The sequence below is a fragment of the Bradyrhizobium sp. LMTR 3 genome (assembly GCF_001693485.1).
In the GTDB taxonomy this organism is placed as follows: Bacteria; Pseudomonadota; Alphaproteobacteria; order Rhizobiales; family Xanthobacteraceae; genus Bradyrhizobium.
In genome coordinates this window covers 403,267-422,235 of record NZ_MAXC01000012.1, presented here as the reverse complement: position 1 = coordinate 422,235, position 18,969 = coordinate 403,267, and the positions used below count along the sequence as shown (strand labels likewise).

Below are 18,969 nucleotides of genomic sequence, written 5' to 3'. Positions count from 1 at the left end.
TTGCGAAACCGGGCAAACCACCTAAATCCTGCGTGACGCTGGTATGCACCGCGCCAGCCGCTGGAGGTCGTGATGATCTACGTTCTCGCTGCGCTGCTGCCGCCGCTCGGGCTGCTCCTGAACGGGCAGCCGTTTTCGGCGATCTTCAACCTGGTCCTGATCGTGTTTTGCCTGGTTTTCGGGTTGATCTTCCACGTCCTGCTCCTGGTGCCGTCGGCGCATGCGCTGATCGCGGTTCACATGAAGCGGGAGGACCGCCGGCACCGCGAGGTGGTGGAGGCGATCCGCCAGCACGGGCCGCCGCCGGGCTATCGGCCGTAAGGCCTTCCCGTAAACTCTTCCCCTAAGCCCTTGGGATTGCGGCGTTTCCCGAAAAGTTTGTGCATCGCCGTCAAACGCTTTGATTCGGCGTGCTGCCATGCTATCGACCACCGTCAACCCCACCGATGGGCTTCGATTCGACGGCGATGCCGGTAGCATCGCCGAAGGCGGCGTTCATCCATAGAACTGATCGCGGCGGCGAGCCGCCGAAAGGAGTTGGCAATGGCGCAGGGACTTCAGGGTATCCGTGAAGCCTTCACGTTCGACGATGTGCTTCTGAAGCCCGGTCTCTCGGATATCTTGCCCTCGGAGGCCGATATCCGCTCCCACGTGACCCGCGCGATTCCGCTGAACATTCCGATTATCGCGTCGGCGATGGACACGGTCACCGAAGCGCGCATGGCGATCGCGATGGCGCAATCCGGCGGCGTCGGCGTCATCCACCGCAACTTCGATCCCGAGGGGCAGGCCGCCCAGGTGCGGCAGGTCAAGAAGTACGAATCCGGAATGGTGGTCAATCCGCTGACCATCGGTCCCGATGCGATGCTGTCGGACGCGCTGGCGCTGATGAAGGACCACGGCTTTTCCGGCATTCCCGTCGTCACCGGCGCCGGCAAGAATTCGCCCGGCAAGCTGATCGGCATTCTTACCAACCGCGACGTTCGCTTTGCGACCAATCCCAAACAAAAAGTCTCGGAGCTGATGACGCATGAGAACCTCGTCACGGTTCGCGAAGACGTCAGCCAGGACGAGGCGAAGCGGATGCTGCACACGCACCGCATCGAGAAATTGCTCGTTGTCGACGACCAGTACCGCTGCGTCGGGCTGATCACCGTCAAGGACATGGAGAAGGCGGTTGCGCATCCGCTTGCCTGCAAGGACGAGCATGGCCGCTTGCGTGCCGCCGCCGCGACCACGGTCGGCGAGGGCGGCTTTGAGCGCACCGAGCGGCTGATCGATGCCGGCGTCGACCTCATCGTGGTCGATACCGCACACGGCCATTCCTCGCGGGTGCTCGACGCGGTCAACCGCATCAAGCGGCTTTCCAACGCGGTGCAGGTGATTGCCGGCAACATCGCAACGAAAGAGGGCGCGCAGGCGCTGATCGATGCGGGTGCCGACGCGATCAAGGTCGGCATCGGCCCGGGCTCGATCTGCACCACGCGCATCGTCGCCGGCGTCGGCGTGCCGCAGCTCACCGCGATCATGGATGCGGTGGAAGCGGCGAAGAAGGCCGACGTGCCCGTGATTGCCGATGGCGGGATCAAATATTCCGGCGATCTGGCCAAAGCGCTCGCCGCGGGTGCCGACATCGCCATGGTCGGCTCGTTGCTCGCAGGCACCGACGAGACGCCCGGCGAAGTGTTTCTGTGGCAGGGCCGCTCCTACAAGGCCTATCGCGGCATGGGGTCGGTCGGCGCGATGGCGCGCGGCTCCGCCGACCGCTACTTCCAGCAGGACATCAAGGACACGCTGAAACTGGTACCTGAAGGCATCGAGGGCCAGGTGCCCTACAAAGGCCCGGTCGCCAACGTCATGCACCAGCTCGCCGGCGGCTTACGCGCCGCGATGGGCTATGTCGGCGCACGCGACCTCGCCGAATTCCACGCCAAGGCTCAATTCGTCCGGATCACCGGCGCGGGCCTGCGCGAAAGCCACGTCCACGACGTGACGATCACGCGGGAGAGCCCGAATTATCCGGGCGGGGCGTAAGGCATTCTCCGTCATTCCGGGGCGATGCGAAGCATCAAACCCGGAATCTCGAGATTCCGGGTTCGCTTCGCGCCCCGGAATGACGGCGTTGGTGAGACGTCATTCTCCCTCCACCGTCATTGCGAGCGCAGCGAAGCAATCCATTTCGCCGCTTGCGGAGCTATGGATTGCTTCGCTACGCTCGCAATGACGAAGAACAAAAACCGGAGGAACATCCATGTCCGCATCAGGCAAACGCATCGTTCTCGCCTCGCGCCCCGTCGGCGAACCAAAACCCTCCGACTTCCGCCTCGAGGATTGCCCCGTCCTCACGCCGGGCGCCGGCGAGGTGCTCCTTCGCACCATCTGGCTGTCACTCGATCCCTACATGCGTGGGCGCATGAGCGACGGGCCGTCCTATGCCCAGCCGGTGCCGATCGGCGGCGTGATGGAAGCAGGCACTGTCAGCGAAGTGATCGCCTCGAACAATCCCGGCTTCGCCAAGGGCGACATCGTGCTGTCGCGCGCCGGTTGGCAGACGCATGCGATCTCCGACGGCAAGGGTCTTGCAAAAATCGATCCGAAAATCGCGCCGATCTCGACCGCGGTCGGCGTGCTCGGCATGCCCGGCATGACGGCGTATACGGGCCTGCTCGACATCGGCAAGCCGCAGGCGGGCGAAACCGTCGTCGTCGCGGCCGCTTCCGGCGCGGTCGGCTCGGCGGTCGGTCAGATCGCAAAGATCAAGGGCGCCCGCGCGGTCGGCATTGCCGGCGGCAAGGACAAATGCGCCTATGTCAAGAACGAACTCGGCTTCGACGATTGTCTCGATCACCACGAAACCGATCTCGCCGCGAAGCTGAAGTTTGCCTGCCCTGATGGCATCGACGTCTATTTCGAAAACGTCGGCGGCGCGGTGTTCGAAGCGGTGTTCCCGCTGCTCAATGCGTTTGCGCGCGTTCCCGTCTGTGGGCTGATCGCGCATTACAACGACACGCAGGCGGTGGCGCCGAAATGGGCGCCGTCCCTGATGCGCGCGGTATTGACCAAGCGCCTGACCATCCGCGGTTTCATCGTCAGCGATTTCGCTGCGCGCCACGGCGACTTCCTGCGTGACATGTCGGGGTGGGTGCGCGAGGGCAAGGTCAAGCACAAGGAGTTCGTCACCGAAGGCCTCGAGAGCGCGCCGACTGCGTTCATGGGCCTTCTGAAGGGCGCCAATTTCGGTAAGCAGCTCGTGCGCGTCGGACCCGACAAAGTTTGAGGCTCGCCCCCGGGTTGCGGGGAACTCACCTCACGCTCACTTGAGGCTGATGGAGGAACGTCCTTCCGAACGCGTCGTTGGCCCTGACATCTGATGGAGAAGCCAAATGACGATCTTCAAGAAACTATCGCTCGGCCTGGTTGCCGCCACGATGCTGGCCACTCCTGCGATGGCTCAAGCGGTTTATCAGGAACCCGGCATGATCGGGTTTAACTATCCGAACTCCTCCTACACCACGGGAGGCTACGTAACGCCCGGACCAGGCTACTATTACGGTAACCGGTTTCAGCCGGTTCCACGCGTAGGTGCCTTTGCTACAGCACCGTGGACCGATGGCGGTTCCTACTACGGCTACGTTGAGCGGGAATACTGAGGTGCTCTAGGATTTCCTGCCAATCAGTGAATCCAGATCAACATCGGTTTGTCCCGGCGCCTTGACGTGCCGGACTTCAAGGGCGTCGGGCTGGAAACGATACTCCACCAGCCCGACTTCCTTTATGCCGATGACCAGCTGAATTCGTTCGGGAAGGATGAAGCCTGTCGACGGCGCCCAGATGTGGCGGGTGTGGCCAAAGGTAAAGTCGCGACGCTGGTGGACGTGGCCTGAGGCAACGAGCCGCAGATCGACCTTCGAAAACATTTCGATCAAATTTCTGCGCCGCGGCTGCGGCACATAGCGGATGGCCGTGTCTGATGTTTCGGGGTCATCAGGTGCGTTCAGAAACAGCGGCTTGTGCAGGAACAGCGCGACCGGCTTGCCGTTCACGCGACTGAGCTCTGACGCCAGCCAGCCGAACTGCTCGGCCTCGCTCTCGATCCCGGTGTTCATGATCAGCGAGTTCAATCCGATGAAACACCAGCCGGCCGCATCGAAGCGCCAGCGGTCTTCGCCGATCACGGAAAGATAGTTCTGCCGTTCGTTCTCTGTCGCCAGATCCTTCGGCGCAGGGGCGACTTCCGTCGGGTTGTCGCCGACATCGTGATTGCCCGGCAAGTACCTGCACGGCACCGGCAGCGCGTTGTGCAATTCCCTGGCAAATATCAGATCGTCCCGGCTGGTCGGCGCATCGAAGGCCAGATCGCCAGTGTTGACGACGAGGTCCGGCCGCGTCGCGTCGATATGCTCGCTGACGCGGTGAAAGTTGTCGGTGAGTTCGTGCAGTCGGCGGGCGAGGTGGGTATCGGAAATTTGCGTCAGGCGAAATTCGGACATGCACTATTCCTTTTCGTGCGATCATAGCGGGGCCTGACGTCGAAAGGATGACGCATCCGAACTCTCGCCCCATACTCACTCGTCATACCCCGCGAAGGCGGGGTACCCAGTACGCCGCGGCCTATCGATTCAGACACTGGCGTCTCTGGAATACTGGGTCACCGGGTGACGACAGTTTTCGGGATGGCAACGATCCTCACCCCAACGTCCGTCGCCAGAACGCCAGCATGTCCTCGCGAAACAATTCGGCATCGCCGTCGCGGCTTCCGATTCTTGCGCCCTTGCGGCCATAGCCGGCCTTTAGCGCGTAGATCATCAGGTCGCGGTCGGTGAGCTTGCTCTCCGCGACGCCCTGAAGCGGATGGATGAAGGCGCCGTCATTGGCGATATAGGCCGTCGGCGCGGCGGGGGAGACGGACGCGTCAGCGACGTTCTCGATGGCGGTGCCGCGGTCAAAACTGTGCTGCGCGCCGCCGATCAGCCGCATCGTCGCCTTGCCGCCGGAGAGGCGGATGGCCTGGCAATGGCCCTGCACCTGCATCGGCGAGCACCATTCATCGGCATCGCCCATGATGACGCGGATTTCGGTTTCGTCGACGGACGGATCGAGGAACTGATGACCGCTCCAGGGATAAGCGGCGAGCACGCTTCGAAAACCGGCGCCGGCGCCGACCACCGCATCGGCAAAGCGACGCGTCGCAGCCGTCAGCACGGCCGAGCCGCCGCGGCTGTGGCCCTGCGCGCCGATCCGCGATGCGTCGATCTCCGGATGGGCTGACAGCACCATCCAGGCCGCCAACACGTCATAGGCGCTGGCGGCGAATGAGAACTGGGTCTGGTTGGCGACCGTCGAGGTCACGTCACGCGCGCCGAAACTGTCGAGAACAAACGCCGCAAAGCCGTCACCAACCACCGTTTCGGCATGCGCCAGGTGCGAGGCCGCAACGCCGAGGCTGCCTGGCACCACCATCACCAGTGGAAGCTTTCCGTTGCGTTTGCGAGTATCCGAGGCCGGCAGGAACAGCTTGCCGTCGATCACAAGTCTGGGCAGCTCGGCCGAATTGCTGATGACGTGGAAGTAGTTGAGCGGATTGGCGGTGAGAATGTCGAAATTCTGCCCTTTGGCCCCGGTGGCGAAGACAATGTCCTGGTCGCGAAATCGCAAAGTTGCACTCCTCCCGCGGCTGCTCTCTTTCGGCGACCGTCAGGGATACAGTAGAGCGCTGGTTGTTGGCGTCAAAGCAAATGTGCCCGGCGGTCCGCCATCTTTATATCTCAGTGGCGTCAGAGCACGCGGTATCGGATCGCGAAGGCGTCATGAATCTCCGATGTCACCGTGCCGCCATTGGCGGGGACGATGCCGTCGGCCAGATGCCACGGCCCGAACTGCTCCGAATGCGAGGGGCTTGGCGGCAGCCGCAGGCGGAACGTGCTTTGGGCCCGGCCGGGCAGGTTCAGCACCATCATGCGCTCGGTGGTGCGGTAATCGAGCGTCACAGTCCCGCGCAAGATGCTGCGGCCGTCGGGCGCGGAGGCCAGCGCCTCCTGGACCTTCGCCAGCTTCTGGTTCCGGTCGGTGAGGAGCTCGATCTGGATGTCCGCGGTGGTCGTCAACGTCGCCTTCGGCAGGAGGATCTCAAATTCCACCGAGGGCTTTGCCGGATTGAGGCCGAGATAGGCCTGCGCCGCGTGCCTGATGTCGGAGATCGCGAAGGCGAGCAGGACCAGCACTGCGGAAGCGGCAAGCCCGTGTTTGAGCAGATCGTGGCGACTGCGGTGGCCACCGTGGAAATAGACCGAGAGCATGATCGCGACCGCCAGCGCCGCGGCGATGCCGGCCAGGGCCGACATGACGATGCCAAGGCCGCCGTCGGGGCCGTCGCTGAATCCGACCGCCCGAAGCAGGGAGGTCACGGAATCGCCGGGCAGCTCGGCGGCGCGGCCGGCGCCGGTCAGGATCGGGGAGGTGATGTTCATCGCCTGCTCGCGGGTGCTTTCCAAGGCCGGTTCGAGACCAGAACCATCGGAATTCTCGCTAGTTGGTCGTCTGGGTTCTCCTTGTGGTTCAAGCGAGCCAGGTTAATGCATTTGTCAGGTGAGGGGCGTCTCGTTATTGCTTTAGGACCTCAGGCAGGCTTCGGGGGAGATTCTCATGTCGGTTCAAATGGTTTTGCTGCCGGTCTTTGTTCTGATCGGGCTCACATTCTTGCTGATGTTCTGGATGGTGACGGCCCGCACCAAGGCGGTGAAGGCCCGCGAAACCAGCCTGAAGGACATCGCGCTCGGACAGCCGAAATATCCGGCCCGCGTCGCCCAGATCGGCAATTGCTTCTCCAATCAGTTCGAAGTACCCCTGCTGTTCTACCTCCTGATCGCGCTGGCGCTGCCGCTGCGCCGGGCCGACCTCTTCATCGTGCTGATGTCCTGGGTGTTCGTGGTGACACGATTTGCCCATGCCGGCATTTTCGTCACCTCGAACAACATCCAGCAGCGCAGCCTGGCGTGGTTTGCCGGCGCGCTGGTGCTGCTCGTGATGTGGATCTATTTCGCGCTGAAGCTTCTGCTTCTGATCTAGAAAGCCCTGAATGACCCCCGCTGCCCGCCTTTCCGCTGCCATCGAACTGATCGACACCATCGACGCGCAACGCGTTCCGGCGGCAAAGGCGCTGAAGGAGTGGGGCACCGCGCATCGTTATGCCGGCTCGGGCGATCGCGCAGCGATTTCCGGCCTGATCTGGGACGTGCTGCGGCGGCGGGCATCGAGCGCCTGGCTGATGGACGCCGACACGCCGCGGGCGCGCGTGCTCGGCATGCTGAAGCTCGAGCGAAAGCTCGATGTCGAGGCGATATCGGCTCTCTGCGACGGCGGGCGTTTTGCGCCGGAGCCGCTGACCGGGGCCGAGCGATCAGCGCTCACCTCGCGGACCCTCGACGACGCGCCGCCGCACATCGCCGGCGACTATCCGGAATGGCTGGATGCGCATCTGGCCGCTGTGTTCGGCGACGATCGCGTGGCGGAGGCAACTGCAATGGCAAGCCGCGCGCCGCTCGATCTGCGCGTCAATACGCTCAAAGCCAAGCGCGAAAAAGTGCTGGCGTCGCTCGGCTATCTCGGCGCGCAACCGACGCCGTGGTCGCCGATGGGCTTGCGCATCGAACTCGGCGCTGACGCCCGCAATCCCGGCATTCATGCGGAAGAGGATTTCATCAAGGGCGCGATCGAAGTGCAGGACGAGGGCTCGCAGCTTGCGGCGATGTTCACCGCTGCAAAGCCCGGCGAGCAGGTGATCGATCTCTGCGCCGGCGCCGGCGGCAAGACGCTGGCGCTGGCGGCGATGATGCAAGGCAAGGGGCGATTGATCGCGACCGACCGCGACAAGCGCCAGCTCGCCCCGATCTACGAGCGGCTCTCACGCGCCGGCGTCCACAACGCCGAAATTCGCGCGCCGAAGGGCGACACTGATCCATTGGCCGACATCAAGGCATCCGCCGATCTCGTGCTGATCGACGCGCCCTGCACCGGCACCGGCACCTGGCGCCGCAACCCCGACGCCAAATGGCGGATGCGCCCCGGCGCGCTGGAGGTTCGCTTGAAGGACCAGGCCGAAGTGCTTGATCGCGCAAGCCGCCTGGTCAAGCCCGGCGGCCGCATCGCCTATGTCACCTGTTCGGTGCTGCCAAGCGAAAACGGCGAACAAGTCCGCGCCTTCGTGGCACATCATCCCGAGTTTTCGATTCAGCCATTGAACGAGACGGCGAGCGTGCTGTGGGACAAAGCGGAGGATTTTGCGAAGGCTGCGCTGCGCTCGCCGGAGGGCTGGTTGATGACGCCGCGAAGGACGGGCACGGATGGATTTTTTGTGTCGGTGCTGAAGAAGGCGTGAGGAGGTCCCCGTCATTCCGGGGCGATGCGAAAGCATCGAACCCGGAATCTCGAGGTTCTCAGGTGCGCAATTGCGCACCTGAGTTCGCGCTTTGCGCGCCCCGGAACGACAGCGCGTTAGTTGCGCGCCCCGGTAATCGGCGCAAATTAGGTCAATAATACTTACCTAATATCGATCTGTCCATGCCCGAGAAAGAATGTGGGTCAGCCCTTTGCCGCGGTTGCGAGGCCGCGCCTCGTCGCGTAATTCCTGTCCATGACAGCAGCACAGAAAGCCCGCGAGTCGACGCCCTCGGTGGCCTCGGCGCATGACAAGATTCTGATTGTCGACTTCGGCAGTCAGGTGACGCAACTGATCGCCCGCCGGGTGCGCGAGGAGGGCGTCTATTCCGAAATCGTGCCGTTCCAGAAGGCCGAATTAGCCTTCAAGGAGATGAAGCCGAAGGCGGTGATCCTCTCCGGCGGGCCGGAGTCGGTGCACGAAGAAGGCTCGCCGCGCGCGCCGCAAGCAATCTTCGATTCCGGCGTCCCCGTGCTCGGCATCTGCTACGGCCAGATGACGCTCGCCGCCCAGCTCGGCGGCGAGGTCGAGGGCGGCCACCACCGCGAATTCGGCCGCGCCGATGTCGAGGTGAAGACGGCGAGCAAACTGTTCGACGACACCTGGTCGATGGGCGAACGCCACCCGGTGTGGATGAGCCATGGCGACCGCATCACCAAAATGCCGCCGGGCTTTACGGTGGCCGCCGTCTCGCCGAACGCGCCGTTCGCAGTGATCCAGGACGAGAAGCGCAAATATTACGGCCTGATGTTCCACCCCGAAGTGGTGCATACGCCTGATGGCGCCAAACTGCTGCGCAATTTCGTCCGCAAGGTCGCAGGCTTCACCGGCGACTGGACCATGCGCGCCTTCCGCGAGGAGGCGATCGAAAAAATCCGCGCCCAGGTCGGCAAGGGCAGGGTGATCTGCGGCCTGTCCGGCGGCGTCGATTCCGCGGTCGCCGCGGTGCTGATCCATGAAGCGATCGGCGACCAGCTCACCTGCGTGTTTGTCGACCACGGCCTGCTGCGGCTCAACGAAGCGGAGACGGTGGTCGACCTGTTCCGCCATCACTACAACATCCCGCTGGTGCATGTTGATGCGTCAAAGCTTTTCCTCGGCGAGCTCAAAGGCGTCAGTGATCCCGAAGCGAAGCGCAAGACGATCGGCCGCCTGTTCATCGACGTGTTCGAGCAGGAGGCCAAGAAAATCGGTGGCGCCGAATTTCTGGCGCAGGGCACGCTCTATCCCGACGTGATCGAAAGCGTCTCCTTCACCGGCGGCCCTTCGGTGACCATCAAGTCGCACCACAATGTCGGCGGCCTGCCGGATCGCATGAACATGAAGCTGGTCGAGCCCTTGCGCGAACTGTTCAAGGACGAAGTCCGCGTGCTCGGCCGCGAGCTCGGCCTGCCCGAAATCTTCGTCGGCCGCCACCCGTTCCCCGGCCCGGGCCTCGCGATCCGCTGCCCCGGCGACATCACGAAAGAAAAGCTCGACATCCTCCGCAACGCCGACGCCGTCTACATCGACCAGATCCGCAAAGCCGGCCTCTACGACAAGATCTGGCAGGCCTTTGCCGTGCTGCTGCCGGTAAAGACGGTCGGCGTGATGGGCGACGGCCGCACCTACGAATACGTCGTGGGCCTGCGCGCCGTGACCTCCACCGACGGCATGACCGCGGACTTCTATCCCTTCGACATGAGCTTCCTCGGCGCCACGGCTACGCGCATCATCAACGAGGTGAAGGGGGTGAACCGCGTGGTGTACGACGTGACGTCAAAGCCGCCGGGGACGATTGAGTGGGAGTAGGGGAAATTCCAATGGACGGTGCCACAGCGGGACCGAGAAAGGGCTGGAAAGATCACCTGCTGAAATCTGGCGTGCCGCTGGAGTACGAAGTTGCCGCATTAATGTCGAGTGCGGATATGGCTGTCGATGCCGACTTCTGCTTTCTCCGCAGAGATGTGGCTGGAGTTAAGGAATGGTCCGTTGATATCGCGGCAAATTGGTACGGGCCAACGGAAAACGATGTGGCATTCGGCCTTTACGCGCTCGTCGAGTGCAAGTACCGGTCTCCTGAAAAAACGCTACTCCTATTCGAAGAGCCAAATGAGGATTTTTCAACCGCGACATTAGGAGGGACGGTAGCCAGTTTCGACGCCTTAGCTCCGTTTGAGCTGCCCGCTAACGCGTTCGTCGAAATGGAGCGGCGTCTAGACTTCGTTTATAAAGGTATAGAGATTTTTGGTAATGGCGCGGTCGAAGAGGACATCCGGCACGGAATCCAGCAGCTAAGATATGCTGCTCCGGCGCGCCTGCGGCAAGTGTTTGACATCGTCTTGTCGTCTCATCCTGATGACAGACTGGCAATTTTCTTCGTCAAAATACTTGTGACTAACGCACCGCTTCGATTGGTCAATCGAGATGTGAAAATAGAAACAATTAGGTCGGCGTCAACGCTGGACGATATTTCAGCGCCTATTGATACTGCGATCCTATTCTCTGACTATGGTCCCGATTTCGAGGATCACGTTCGTTCGATCTTCGAAAGCGGCGCCGAAGATCGGATCAAAGCGGCCGAGTCAATAAAGCGGCAACTCGCGGCCGTCGGTAAGAAGTTCAAGTTTTACTCCGATCCCATGCGGCTTGCGCAAGACTTTGCACAAGGAGGTGGACGGGTTTGCAGGCATATGGGAACACAATTCTTTATCACCACTTTGCATGCTCTCCCGAATCTTCTTGCATCAATTAAGAACGCTTCAGCGGAAGCTTACGACTCGCGGACTAAATTGAAACGTCAACGCAAGACGACTAAGTCGCGTTGAGCGTTCGGTCGTCCGGCTTGCTCGCCTTGCTGGTGACGTTTCCGCGCGAACGGTATTTCAGCCGACGATGCGCGTAGTTCAGCGTCATCGGCTACTGATCAGAGTCGATCAGATCGCGCCAAGGCGACCGAAGACAGCGAGAAAGGCTTTGTACCCACGGCCGAGGCCATGGAGGCGATGGGCAGATTTGATGACGAGCTGCGCGATGCTGGCATCTTCCGCGCCCGGCCGGTACCAGTCACCGCCTGGCATCGCGATACGCGCATTGATGCGCGGACCTTCGAGTGGGCGAGTGGCGTGGATTAGCCGAAAGCGTAATCTACCGTGTTGTCGGGCGAGATCGGCGGGTTGCGCTAATCGCTACCCCCGCTCCACGTGCTGCTCCGCAACCGCTTGCAACGACGGTCACCCCGGCGCAAACGCGGGGTGTGCGGTGGGTGACCGCATGGTACGACATCGGGATCACCTCCTGAGAGGAAGCCTCGATGCCTGTCGCGATCGCCGCCAGCCAACAGCCTGCAACCGCCGCCGAGACCGATCCGCAAACACTCGGCTGGATGCAAGGCTTTCCCCCGTCGCCGGACAAGACCATTACCTTCCATAGCGGCTCGTTCCGCAGCTTTCCCGAACTCCGCTGGGCCTGGAGCAACATCCGCCAACTGGTGCCGACCGTAAACGTCTGGCGCGGGGCAGGGCCCGCGTCGGTGCTGCCGCGCGAGGAGCACGATATCGGCGCGTCGGCTTCGGTCACGATGGACGGGCGTCCCATGACGTTTGCGCGCATGCTCGAGGAGACCTATGCCGACGGCATCGCCGTGCTGCACCGGGGCAAATTGACCTACGAGCGCTATTTCGGCGCGCTGAAGCCGCACAAGCCGCACATCGCGATGTCGGTCACCAAATCGTTCACCGGCACGCTCGCGGGCATTCTGGTGGCGGAGGGCAAGATCGATCCGCAGGCGCCGGTCACGGATTATGTGCCGGAGCTTAAGGCCAGCGCGTTCGGTGATGCGCGCGTGCACGAGGCGATGGATATGACCACCGGCCTGGAGTACACCGAGGTCTATACCGACAAGAATTCAGGTGTGTTTGGGCTGCGGCGGGCGAACGGCATGGCGCCGATCGAGCCGGGCTACGAGGGCGCGACCAATATTTTCGATTTCCTCTGTGCGCAGCGCAAGCGGGGCGAGCACGGCAAGGCCTTCGCTTACAAGACCGTCAATTCAGACGTGCTGGCCTTTATTTGCCGGCGGGCGAGCGGGATGACGCTGTCCGATCTGCTCTCGGAGCGCATCTGGATTCCGACGGGTGCGGAAGAGGACGCGCATTATCACGTCGACCGCATCGGCACCGAAAGCGGCGGCGGCGGGCTTTCGACGACGCTGCGCGATCTCGCCCGCTTTGGCGAGACGATCCGCAATCACGGCCGCTTCAATGGTCGCCAGATCGTGCCGTCTCAAGTGGTCGAAGACATCGCGCGCGGCGGCGATCCCGAAAAATTCAAGCCGGCCGGCTACACAACATTGCCCGGCGCCTCGTACCGGAACCAGTGGTGGGTGACGCATAATGCGCACGGCGCCTTCATGGCGCGCGGCGTTCACGGGCAGGGCATCTATATCGATCCGAAGGCCGAGATGGTGATCGCTCGCTATGCCTCGCATCCCGCCGCCGGCAACGCCGCCAACGACCCCGTGACGCTGCCGGCTTACATGGCGCTGGCGAAGGATTTGATGGCCGGCGGCTGACTTATTCAAAATCTGGATGCCGTCACCACGACGATGACGATCAGCAGCGCTGAGGGTAGCGCAACGCGCTGCGCCGCCGCGCTATGCCCCGCGAAACGGATTGACGATACGCAAGCCTTCATCGAACGCCATCCCGTGCTGCAAATCCTCGGACCAGAGTGTGTCGCAACCAGCGTGAAGCGCCGAAGCGGCTATCATCGCGTCATAGATTGAAAGGCCGTATCGCTCGGCGAGGCGGAGTCCCGTTTCGTGGGTCTCAACGGTGAGGGGATGAACCGTCAGCAGGCCGCGCAACATGTTCAGGAACGCGTGCGTCTCGTCCCAGGACATCCGCATCTTGCGGCGCGCAACGTTGGTAAGTTCGTTGAGAACCTGCACGCTGATCGAGCCGCCATCGGCAATGGCGGCCTCCGCCCGATCGGCTTTGGCGGCATCGCCGGACGCGATGTAGACAAGGACATTGGTGTCGAAAAAACTAGCGGGCATTCGCCTCGTCTCTGTCGAATTTGAAATCGGCAGGGAGGCGGCCGCGGAAGGCGCGAAGGCGTTTCAATAGTTCGTCGCGCCTTGGCTTGCGCGCCACGCCAAACTCTCGCTCGGCAGTCACGTGGATTTCGATTTCATCGCCTTCCTTGAGCCCAAGCGCTTCAACCACGGCGGCGGGAAGGCGAACCGCCAGGCTGTTTCCCCATTTGGCGACCTGCATGCTGGTCTCTCCATCGATGGATATACACATTAAAAATGTATATCCAATGATGACGAAGGTCAAGGAGGCAGCGAAGGGCGGAATAGTTAGTTGGCCGACTTGTCCGCCGTAGCTCGAAGAGCGAAGGGGGAAGCATAATCCACCGTATTCGAGGTGCTCGGGCGCGCAGCAATCAGGTGACGCGGTAAATGCGGTACTCGATCTGGTCTCTTCCGGTGAGACGGCCTTCGGCCAAAAATAGATGCTGGTTGAGCCAGGCGTATTTCGGTGCGCCGGCATCGAAGCGCATCACCATCCGCATGTAGTGATCTTCAAAGCGCGTGGCGCTGGCCGCCTCGGCGGCCTTGGTGAAAGCGTCATTCATCTGCACGAGGCCGGTGTAGTGCAGCAGAATAACCGCGTCGTCATCTGTGATGAATTGGACGCGGACATCGGGCCGGCCAAAGCCATCCGCGCCCGGCCGGTACCAGTCACCACCCGGCATCGCGATACGCGCCTTGATACGCGGACCTTCCAGTGTGCCCTCGCTCATCTCCCAGTAGATGCGCTCGCCGACGGGCGAGCCTTGCGTCGCCGGCATCGGACCGCGCACGCGCAGACGATAGGTCATCTCTTCGGCAACATCGGTCAACGACGGCGCAGGCGCGCCGTTCCCGGCGAAGGACGGCCTGGCTGGCCGGGATCACCGAGGATTTTCCGGTTCCAGACATGCCCGTGATCAAGACGCGCTTCATGCATTCGTCGCATTACGCCCGACCCGCAGGGATCCATCTTTCGATATCGGCGCTCCAGCCCTATCTGCTCCTCGTCGCGGAGGGGGAGTGCGATAGCCGAATGCGCTAGACATCACGGTGACAGCCGAAAAGGAGCAACGCATGAGCGCGACAGCACTGGCCGTCCAGGGTCACCGGCTGATTCAGATCGGCGTGGCCCTGTTCCTCTTCACGAGCTTCCAGGGATTTGCGGTGCCGTATTTCGCCGCACCCAATCTCGGCCGTTCGGTTCACACGCTCAGCGGATTCACCGGAGTGTTGCTTGTGGCCGTGGGTCTGGTCTGGCCGAAGCTGAAACTCACATCGATGCCGTCACGGCTGGCATTCTGGTTTCTCGTCTATTCCGCGCTTGCAACGATCGCCGGTTTCGTGATCGCGGCTCTCCTGGGAGCCGGTGGTTCGATCATTCCGATCGCGGCGGCCGGCGCTCGTGGCAGCGACGCTCAGGAGATGCTGATCCAACTCGTCATGTACCCAGCCGCCCCAACGGGAATCATATCCTTTGCGCTGATCCTCTGGGGGCTTCGCGGCAACGGGGTTCATGAGAACGCTGTAGGACGCGCGAGAAGCTCTGCGGCAACTGAAGCTCGCAGGGTGGATTAGCTAACTTGTCCGCCGTAGCTCGAAGAGCGAAGGAGGAAGGGGTAATCCGCCGCATTGTCTCATTGTGACGAACTGGTGAACGGCGGGTGATACCAACCCCACGGGCCTGCGCCGCCGTTAGCGTTTCCATTTCCCGCACATATGCTAGAAGCGGCCGCGCAGGAGGGACGCCATGTTTCGTGTTGCAAATGACGCGCAATTCTGGGATCGCGGTGCACGCAAATATGCCGCCGACCCGATCGCCGATGTGGCGGGCTATGAGCGCACGCTCGAGCGGACCCGCCATTACCTTAAGGGGAACGAGACGGCATTCGAGTTCGGATGCGGAACGGGAACGACGGCGCTGAGACTTGCGCCATCGGTCGGGCGCATCGTGGCGACCGACTTGTCGGGCGAAATGATCGCGATCGCGCGCGAGAAGGCGAAGGCCGAAGGCTGCAGCAACGCCACGTTCGAAGTGGTGCGGCCCGAGGCGGCGCCGTGGCCGGATGGGAGTTTCGATATCGCTTTCGGCTTCAACGTTCTGCATCTGGTGGCGGAGCGCGAAGCGGCGCTCCGAGCCGTTCATCGGCTGCTGCGGCCCGGCGGGCTCTTCATTTCCAAGACGCCGTGTCTGAAGGAGATGAATCCGCTGCTGCGCATCGCGCTGCCCTTGATGCAGCTCGTCGGCAAGGCGCCCTATGTGGCGTACCTGTCAGCGGAGGATCTGGAGCACGAGATTTCGGCGGCGGGATTTGAAATCATCGAGCGCGCCCGCCATGCCTCACGTGGCAAGGACGCGCGGCCGTTCGTTGTGGCAAGGAAGTAATAACCGGCTTGGTGTTCTCATCGTGCCCAACTGGTGAACGGCGCGTCGGGTGAATCAAGCCGCCTCGACATTCCCTCTGGCTGCCTTGGTCTCCCGGCCCGGCGGCAAGCCGAAAAGGCGGCCGTATTCCCGGGTGAACTGCGACACGCTCTCGTAGCCGACCGCAAAGGCTGCGCTGGTTGCGGCCATCCCTTCGGACAACATCAGGCGTCGCGCCTCGATCAGGCGCAATTGTTTCTGGAACTGCAGTGGCGAAAGCGACGTCACTGCCCGGAAATGCTGATGGAAGGACGACGGGCTCATCCCGGAAACAGCCGCCAGTTGCTCGACCCGTAATGGCTGAGCGAACTTGGCCCGAAGCACTGCGACCGCGCGCGCCACTCGCCCAATGCGACCGTCCGGCCAGCCGAGACGCCGGATCGCCTCGCCGTGCCGTCCGGCCAGGAGCCAGTAGTGCATCTCACGCACCAATTGTGCGCGCAGCACCGGCACGGATGCCGGGCGCTCAATCAGGCGCATCAGCCGAAGGGCCGCGTCGGTGACCTCGGCATCGGTCGGCTCGCAGCGCACGGGCGCGCCATCGGCGGCCGGCGCCGCTTTCATCTCCACGGCGAGGTCTGCGATCACCGCCGGGTCCAGGTCCAGCACGAGCGAGCAGTAGGGCGAGGCGATGCTCGCTCGCTTGACCTGGCTCACCGTCGGCACGTCAGCCGTGATCAGCAAAGAGTCACCAGCGCGGAACGTGAAGGCCCGATTGCCCATCGTCACGTGCTTGGTTCCCTGCAGCACGAGACAGGCGAGCGGTCGCGAGATCGCGTAGTCGAGGCCGCTGGGTGCAGTCGCGCGAATGGCCGTCAGCCCGGGAATGGGAGTCCGGGCAACCCCGGCCGGATCGGCATTGGCCTCCGCATAGCGGCAAACAGCCTTGAGGAGAGTGTCGGTCATGCGGCGATCCTATCGCGCTCAGATCGATGCGTAAATTCGATCTGGAGGATTAGGCAAAGATCGCCGAGGTTCAGGCAATCAAGGCGGGTTCACGTGCGCCATATCGGCGTGGTCACTCACCCAACAGGAGCATGACCATGACCAAGATCGCCCTCATTACCGGTGCAAGCCGCGGGCTCGGCCGGAACACGGCGCTCAACATCGCCCGCAAGGGCAGCGACGTCATCATCACCTATCAAAGCCGGCAGCAGGATGCCGAAGCCGTCGTCGCCGAGATCGTAGCGATCGGCCGCAAGGCGGTTGCCCTCCAGCTCGACGTCAGCGATGTCTCTACTTTCGCCTCGTTCGCCGATCGACTGCGGACGATGCTTCGGAAGACCTGGCAGCGCGACACATTCGATCATCTCGTGAACAATGCCGGCCATGGCGACATGGCGTCGATCACCGAGACGACCGAGGCGCAGTTCGACAAGCTGGTCAACGTTCACTTCAAGGGCGTGTTCTTCCTCACCCAGGCGCTGCTGCCGCTGATCGCCGATGGCGGCCGCATCGTGAATCTTTCCACCGGCCTGACCCGCGTGTCCTTCCCCGGCTTCTCCGCCTATGCGGCGGCGAAAGGTGCGGTGGAAGTGCTCAGCGTTTACATGGCAAAGGAGCTCGGCAGTCGCGGCATCGCGGTCAACACGGTGGCACCGGGCGCGATCGAGACCGACTTCCTCGGCGGCGCCGTCCGCGATACGCCGGATCTCAACAAGACCTTCGCGGGCATGACCGCTCTCGGCCGTGTCGGCCAACCCGATGACATCGGTCCGATGATCGCGGGCCTGCTGAGCGAGGACAATCGCTGGATCAACGCCCAGCGGATCGAAGTCTCCGGTGGCCAGGTCATCTGACCGGTATGCCGACGCGCGTTGACGTTCATGTTGGTGCGGGGGCGCGCACGCGCCCCCGAGCGGAAGTGAAAGTTCGCGGAGGAATGCGCGCCCCGATGACAGTATCCGCGACACTCGGGACCACTATCCCCGCATATCACTATGCTCATGCAGGCTACAAATCCGCAGCGCCCCTGGGACAAACTGGCACGACGGGCAAATCACTCCAAACCTGTCCAGCTCACGGCGAGATGAGGGGCGTTTCGCGATCGTCACGAACGTGCGGCGAGATGCCGTGGACGCTGAATGCGCGCTTGACGTACGCGCAGGGAGCGTACGGCGAAGTCGTGCGGTTCGGGCGCCGCGGTGCTGGCGCTAAGTCCTTTGGAAGCGAAGCGTCTCGGGGCGACGGAGGCAAAAGAGCCCTTCTCCGGGAAGAGCAGAGTGCTGGTTCGAGCATTAGGCCACACTGGTTCCCGCTGACGCATTTCGCAGGATCGGCCGTCAGTCGAGGACAACGCCCTTTCCAATCTCCGATTTCAAGCCGGCAAAAGCCTCTCTCAGGTAAATGGCGATAGGTCGCTTCCCCTGGTCGCGGTTCCAGTTATCGATCGCAAGACGTAGTGCTCCGACCGAGATCATGGCGACGATGCGGAGCGCAGGTTGCCGCTTGGGCTGCGGCCACATCTGGCAGAGCGCGTCGAATACCGCTTGTTCTTTCTCTACATATCTCGCCTGGTGTCGTATGCGAAGCGACTCGTTCGCGCACATCAGGTGTTCGATCACCTTGGTTTGCTTGTAGTCGGCCTGAAAGCGGACCGTCAGCTCCAATAAGGCATTCTTTACGGCGTTGAGTGGTGACTGTTTGGTCGATTGCTCCAGCACGGCGGCTCGCAGTGTCTCGGTGAAACCGCCGTCCTGCCACGCCAGCAGAATCTCTTCCTTGGACTTGAAGTAGTAGAAGAACGTCCGCCGCGAGATCCCCGCTGCCTCCGCGATCGCGTCGAGCGTGGTGGCCTCGTAGCCTTGGGTCAGAAACAGTTTCAGGCCTTGCTCGGCGATGCGATGCAGCGTTTCGCGCCGCTTCCGTTCGCGCAGGCCTTCCTCCTTCGGAGACGAGTCTTCCATGGCCTGTTCTGGCACGAATCTATTCTCTTGCAAAATTGCACTCAGTGCAATAAAAGATTACACCCAGTGCGAATTTTGTTCAAGGTGTGTTCATGGAGAGCAGGGTGGGCGGCGATACTCCCTCGTGGCATGTTCAATCCGCTCTCGC

20 protein-coding genes are annotated in these 18,969 nt (G+C 62.4%); 12 read left to right on the top strand and 8 right to left on the bottom strand.

Translation table 11 applies throughout. The features are described 5' to 3' along the window. Positions 1–72: 72 nt before the first annotated feature. From LMTR3_RS11615 to LMTR3_RS11600, 4 genes are all read left to right on the top strand, one after another. Positions 73–321: a hypothetical protein gene (locus LMTR3_RS11615; RefSeq protein ID WP_028346604.1), complete on the top strand. Its 249-nt coding sequence runs from the start codon at positions 73–75 to the stop codon at positions 319–321. A gap of 222 nt (positions 322–543) precedes the next feature. Continuing rightward, positions 544–2,034, top strand: a complete 1,491-nt coding sequence (gene guaB / locus LMTR3_RS11610) for an IMP dehydrogenase (protein ID WP_065745162.1) — start codon at positions 544–546, stop codon at positions 2,032–2,034. 217 nt (positions 2,035–2,251) lie between these two features. Then, entirely contained in the window at positions 2,252–3,277 is a 1,026-nt protein-coding gene (gene curA, locus LMTR3_RS11605) for an NADPH-dependent curcumin/dihydrocurcumin reductase (RefSeq protein WP_065745161.1), read from the top strand. A gap of 106 nt (positions 3,278–3,383) precedes the next feature. Further along, positions 3,384–3,650 (top strand): hypothetical protein, encoded by a 267-nt coding sequence (locus LMTR3_RS11600; protein ID WP_065745160.1) that lies wholly within the window; start codon positions 3,384–3,386, stop codon positions 3,648–3,650. 6 nt (positions 3,651–3,656) lie between these two features. Here the strand turns inward: LMTR3_RS11600 and LMTR3_RS11595 are convergent, their stop codons facing one another. The 3 genes from LMTR3_RS11595 to LMTR3_RS11585 all read right to left on the bottom strand — a co-directional run bounded on the left by LMTR3_RS11595 (position 3,657) and on the right by LMTR3_RS11585 (position 6,467). Beyond that, positions 3,657–4,490 (bottom strand): metallophosphoesterase family protein, encoded by an 834-nt coding sequence (locus LMTR3_RS11595; protein ID WP_065745159.1) that lies wholly within the window; start codon positions 4,488–4,490, stop codon positions 3,657–3,659. Between the two features lie 196 nt (positions 4,491–4,686). Further along, positions 4,687–5,655: a dienelactone hydrolase family protein gene (locus LMTR3_RS11590; RefSeq protein ID WP_065745158.1), complete on the bottom strand. Its 969-nt coding sequence runs from the start codon at positions 5,653–5,655 to the stop codon at positions 4,687–4,689. Between the two features lie 119 nt (positions 5,656–5,774). Next, a complete protein-coding gene (locus LMTR3_RS11585) occupies positions 5,775–6,467 on the bottom strand; it encodes an acriflavin resistance protein (protein WP_245319830.1) in 693 nt (230 codons plus the stop codon). Between the two features lie 175 nt (positions 6,468–6,642). Here LMTR3_RS11585 and LMTR3_RS11580 point away from each other — a divergent pair, with 175 nt between their 5' ends. From LMTR3_RS11580 to LMTR3_RS11560, 5 genes are all read left to right on the top strand, one after another. Further along, positions 6,643–7,065 carry an MAPEG family protein gene (locus tag LMTR3_RS11580; protein ID WP_065745157.1) on the top strand — a complete coding sequence of 141 codons (423 nt, stop codon included), beginning with the start codon at positions 6,643–6,645 and terminating at the stop codon, positions 7,063–7,065. 10 nt (positions 7,066–7,075) lie between these two features. Continuing rightward, positions 7,076–8,374, top strand: a complete 1,299-nt coding sequence (locus LMTR3_RS11575; RefSeq protein ID WP_065745156.1) for an RsmB/NOP family class I SAM-dependent RNA methyltransferase — start codon at positions 7,076–7,078, stop codon at positions 8,372–8,374. 255 nt (positions 8,375–8,629) lie between these two features. Further along, positions 8,630–10,225: a glutamine-hydrolyzing GMP synthase gene (guaA, locus tag LMTR3_RS11570; protein ID WP_065745155.1), complete on the top strand. Its 1,596-nt coding sequence runs from the start codon at positions 8,630–8,632 to the stop codon at positions 10,223–10,225. An 11-nt stretch (positions 10,226–10,236) separates the two neighbouring features. Next, positions 10,237–11,241, top strand: a complete 1,005-nt coding sequence (locus LMTR3_RS11565; protein WP_065745154.1) for a hypothetical protein — start codon at positions 10,237–10,239, stop codon at positions 11,239–11,241. 485 nt (positions 11,242–11,726) lie between these two features. Continuing rightward, positions 11,727–12,986: a serine hydrolase domain-containing protein gene (locus LMTR3_RS11560; RefSeq protein ID WP_065745153.1), complete on the top strand. Its 1,260-nt coding sequence runs from the start codon at positions 11,727–11,729 to the stop codon at positions 12,984–12,986. 81 nt (positions 12,987–13,067) lie between these two features. Here the strand turns inward: LMTR3_RS11560 and LMTR3_RS11555 are convergent, their stop codons facing one another. The 3 genes from LMTR3_RS11555 to LMTR3_RS11545 form a co-directional block, all read right to left on the bottom strand. Further along, complete coding sequence (locus LMTR3_RS11555) at positions 13,068–13,472, bottom strand: PIN domain-containing protein (protein WP_065745152.1); 405 nt, start codon at positions 13,470–13,472, stop codon at positions 13,068–13,070. Continuing rightward, positions 13,462–13,692: an AbrB/MazE/SpoVT family DNA-binding domain-containing protein gene (locus LMTR3_RS11550; RefSeq protein ID WP_065745151.1), complete on the bottom strand. Its 231-nt coding sequence runs from the start codon at positions 13,690–13,692 to the stop codon at positions 13,462–13,464. Before LMTR3_RS11550 ends, LMTR3_RS11555 begins: the two co-directional genes overlap by 11 nt. A gap of 172 nt (positions 13,693–13,864) precedes the next feature. Continuing rightward, entirely contained in the window at positions 13,865–14,323 is a 459-nt protein-coding gene (locus LMTR3_RS11545; RefSeq protein WP_065745150.1) for a DUF3237 domain-containing protein, read from the bottom strand. A 244-nt stretch (positions 14,324–14,567) separates the two neighbouring features. Here LMTR3_RS11545 and LMTR3_RS11540 point away from each other — a divergent pair, with 244 nt between their 5' ends. Further along, on the top strand, positions 14,568–15,068 hold the full coding sequence (locus tag LMTR3_RS11540; RefSeq protein WP_065745149.1) for a styrene oxide isomerase: 501 nt from the start codon (positions 14,568–14,570) through the stop codon (positions 15,066–15,068). 172 nt (positions 15,069–15,240) lie between these two features. Continuing rightward, the gene (locus LMTR3_RS11535; RefSeq protein WP_065745148.1) at positions 15,241–15,876 is read left to right on the top strand and encodes a class I SAM-dependent methyltransferase; all 636 of its coding nucleotides are present in this window, start codon (positions 15,241–15,243) and stop codon (positions 15,874–15,876) included. 54 nt (positions 15,877–15,930) lie between these two features. Here LMTR3_RS11535 and LMTR3_RS11530 read toward each other — a convergent pair whose 3' ends face one another. Then, positions 15,931–16,821 carry an AraC family transcriptional regulator gene (locus LMTR3_RS11530; RefSeq protein ID WP_065745147.1) on the bottom strand — a complete coding sequence of 297 codons (891 nt, stop codon included), beginning with the start codon at positions 16,819–16,821 and terminating at the stop codon, positions 15,931–15,933. A 137-nt stretch (positions 16,822–16,958) separates the two neighbouring features. Between LMTR3_RS11530 and LMTR3_RS11525 the strand changes: the two genes are divergently transcribed. Next, a complete protein-coding gene (locus tag LMTR3_RS11525) occupies positions 16,959–17,714 on the top strand; it encodes an SDR family oxidoreductase (protein WP_065745613.1) in 756 nt (251 codons plus the stop codon). 483 nt (positions 17,715–18,197) lie between these two features. Here LMTR3_RS11525 and LMTR3_RS11520 read toward each other — a convergent pair whose 3' ends face one another. Further along, entirely contained in the window at positions 18,198–18,836 is a 639-nt protein-coding gene (locus tag LMTR3_RS11520; RefSeq protein WP_245319829.1) for a TetR/AcrR family transcriptional regulator, read from the bottom strand. Positions 18,837–18,969: the final 133 nt, after the last annotated feature.

Coding starts and splice junctions, on each gene's coding strand:
- LMTR3_RS11615 (WP_028346604.1), top strand. CDS start 73: ATGATCTACGTTCTCGCTGCGCTGCTGCCGCCGCTCGGGCTGCTCCTG.
- guaB (WP_065745162.1), top strand. CDS start 544: ATGGCGCAGGGACTTCAGGGTATCCGTGAAGCCTTCACGTTCGACGAT.
- curA (WP_065745161.1), top strand. CDS start 2,252: ATGTCCGCATCAGGCAAACGCATCGTTCTCGCCTCGCGCCCCGTCGGC.
- LMTR3_RS11600 (WP_065745160.1), top strand. CDS start 3,384: ATGACGATCTTCAAGAAACTATCGCTCGGCCTGGTTGCCGCCACGATG.
- LMTR3_RS11595 (WP_065745159.1), bottom strand. CDS start 4,490: ATGTCCGAATTTCGCCTGACGCAAATTTCCGATACCCACCTCGCCCGC.
- LMTR3_RS11585 (WP_245319830.1), bottom strand. CDS start 6,467: ATGAACATCACCTCCCCGATCCTGACCGGCGCCGGCCGCGCCGCCGAG.
- LMTR3_RS11580 (WP_065745157.1), top strand. CDS start 6,643: ATGTCGGTTCAAATGGTTTTGCTGCCGGTCTTTGTTCTGATCGGGCTC.
- LMTR3_RS11575 (WP_065745156.1), top strand. CDS start 7,076: ATGACCCCCGCTGCCCGCCTTTCCGCTGCCATCGAACTGATCGACACC.
- guaA (WP_065745155.1), top strand. CDS start 8,630: ATGACAGCAGCACAGAAAGCCCGCGAGTCGACGCCCTCGGTGGCCTCG.
- LMTR3_RS11565 (WP_065745154.1), top strand. CDS start 10,237: ATGGACGGTGCCACAGCGGGACCGAGAAAGGGCTGGAAAGATCACCTG.
- LMTR3_RS11560 (WP_065745153.1), top strand. CDS start 11,727: ATGCCTGTCGCGATCGCCGCCAGCCAACAGCCTGCAACCGCCGCCGAG.
- LMTR3_RS11555 (WP_065745152.1), bottom strand. CDS start 13,472: ATGCCCGCTAGTTTTTTCGACACCAATGTCCTTGTCTACATCGCGTCC.
- LMTR3_RS11550 (WP_065745151.1), bottom strand. CDS start 13,692: ATGCAGGTCGCCAAATGGGGAAACAGCCTGGCGGTTCGCCTTCCCGCC.
- LMTR3_RS11540 (WP_065745149.1), top strand. CDS start 14,568: ATGAGCGCGACAGCACTGGCCGTCCAGGGTCACCGGCTGATTCAGATC.
- LMTR3_RS11535 (WP_065745148.1), top strand. CDS start 15,241: ATGTTTCGTGTTGCAAATGACGCGCAATTCTGGGATCGCGGTGCACGC.
- LMTR3_RS11530 (WP_065745147.1), bottom strand. CDS start 16,821: ATGACCGACACTCTCCTCAAGGCTGTTTGCCGCTATGCGGAGGCCAAT.
- LMTR3_RS11525 (WP_065745613.1), top strand. CDS start 16,959: ATGACCAAGATCGCCCTCATTACCGGTGCAAGCCGCGGGCTCGGCCGG.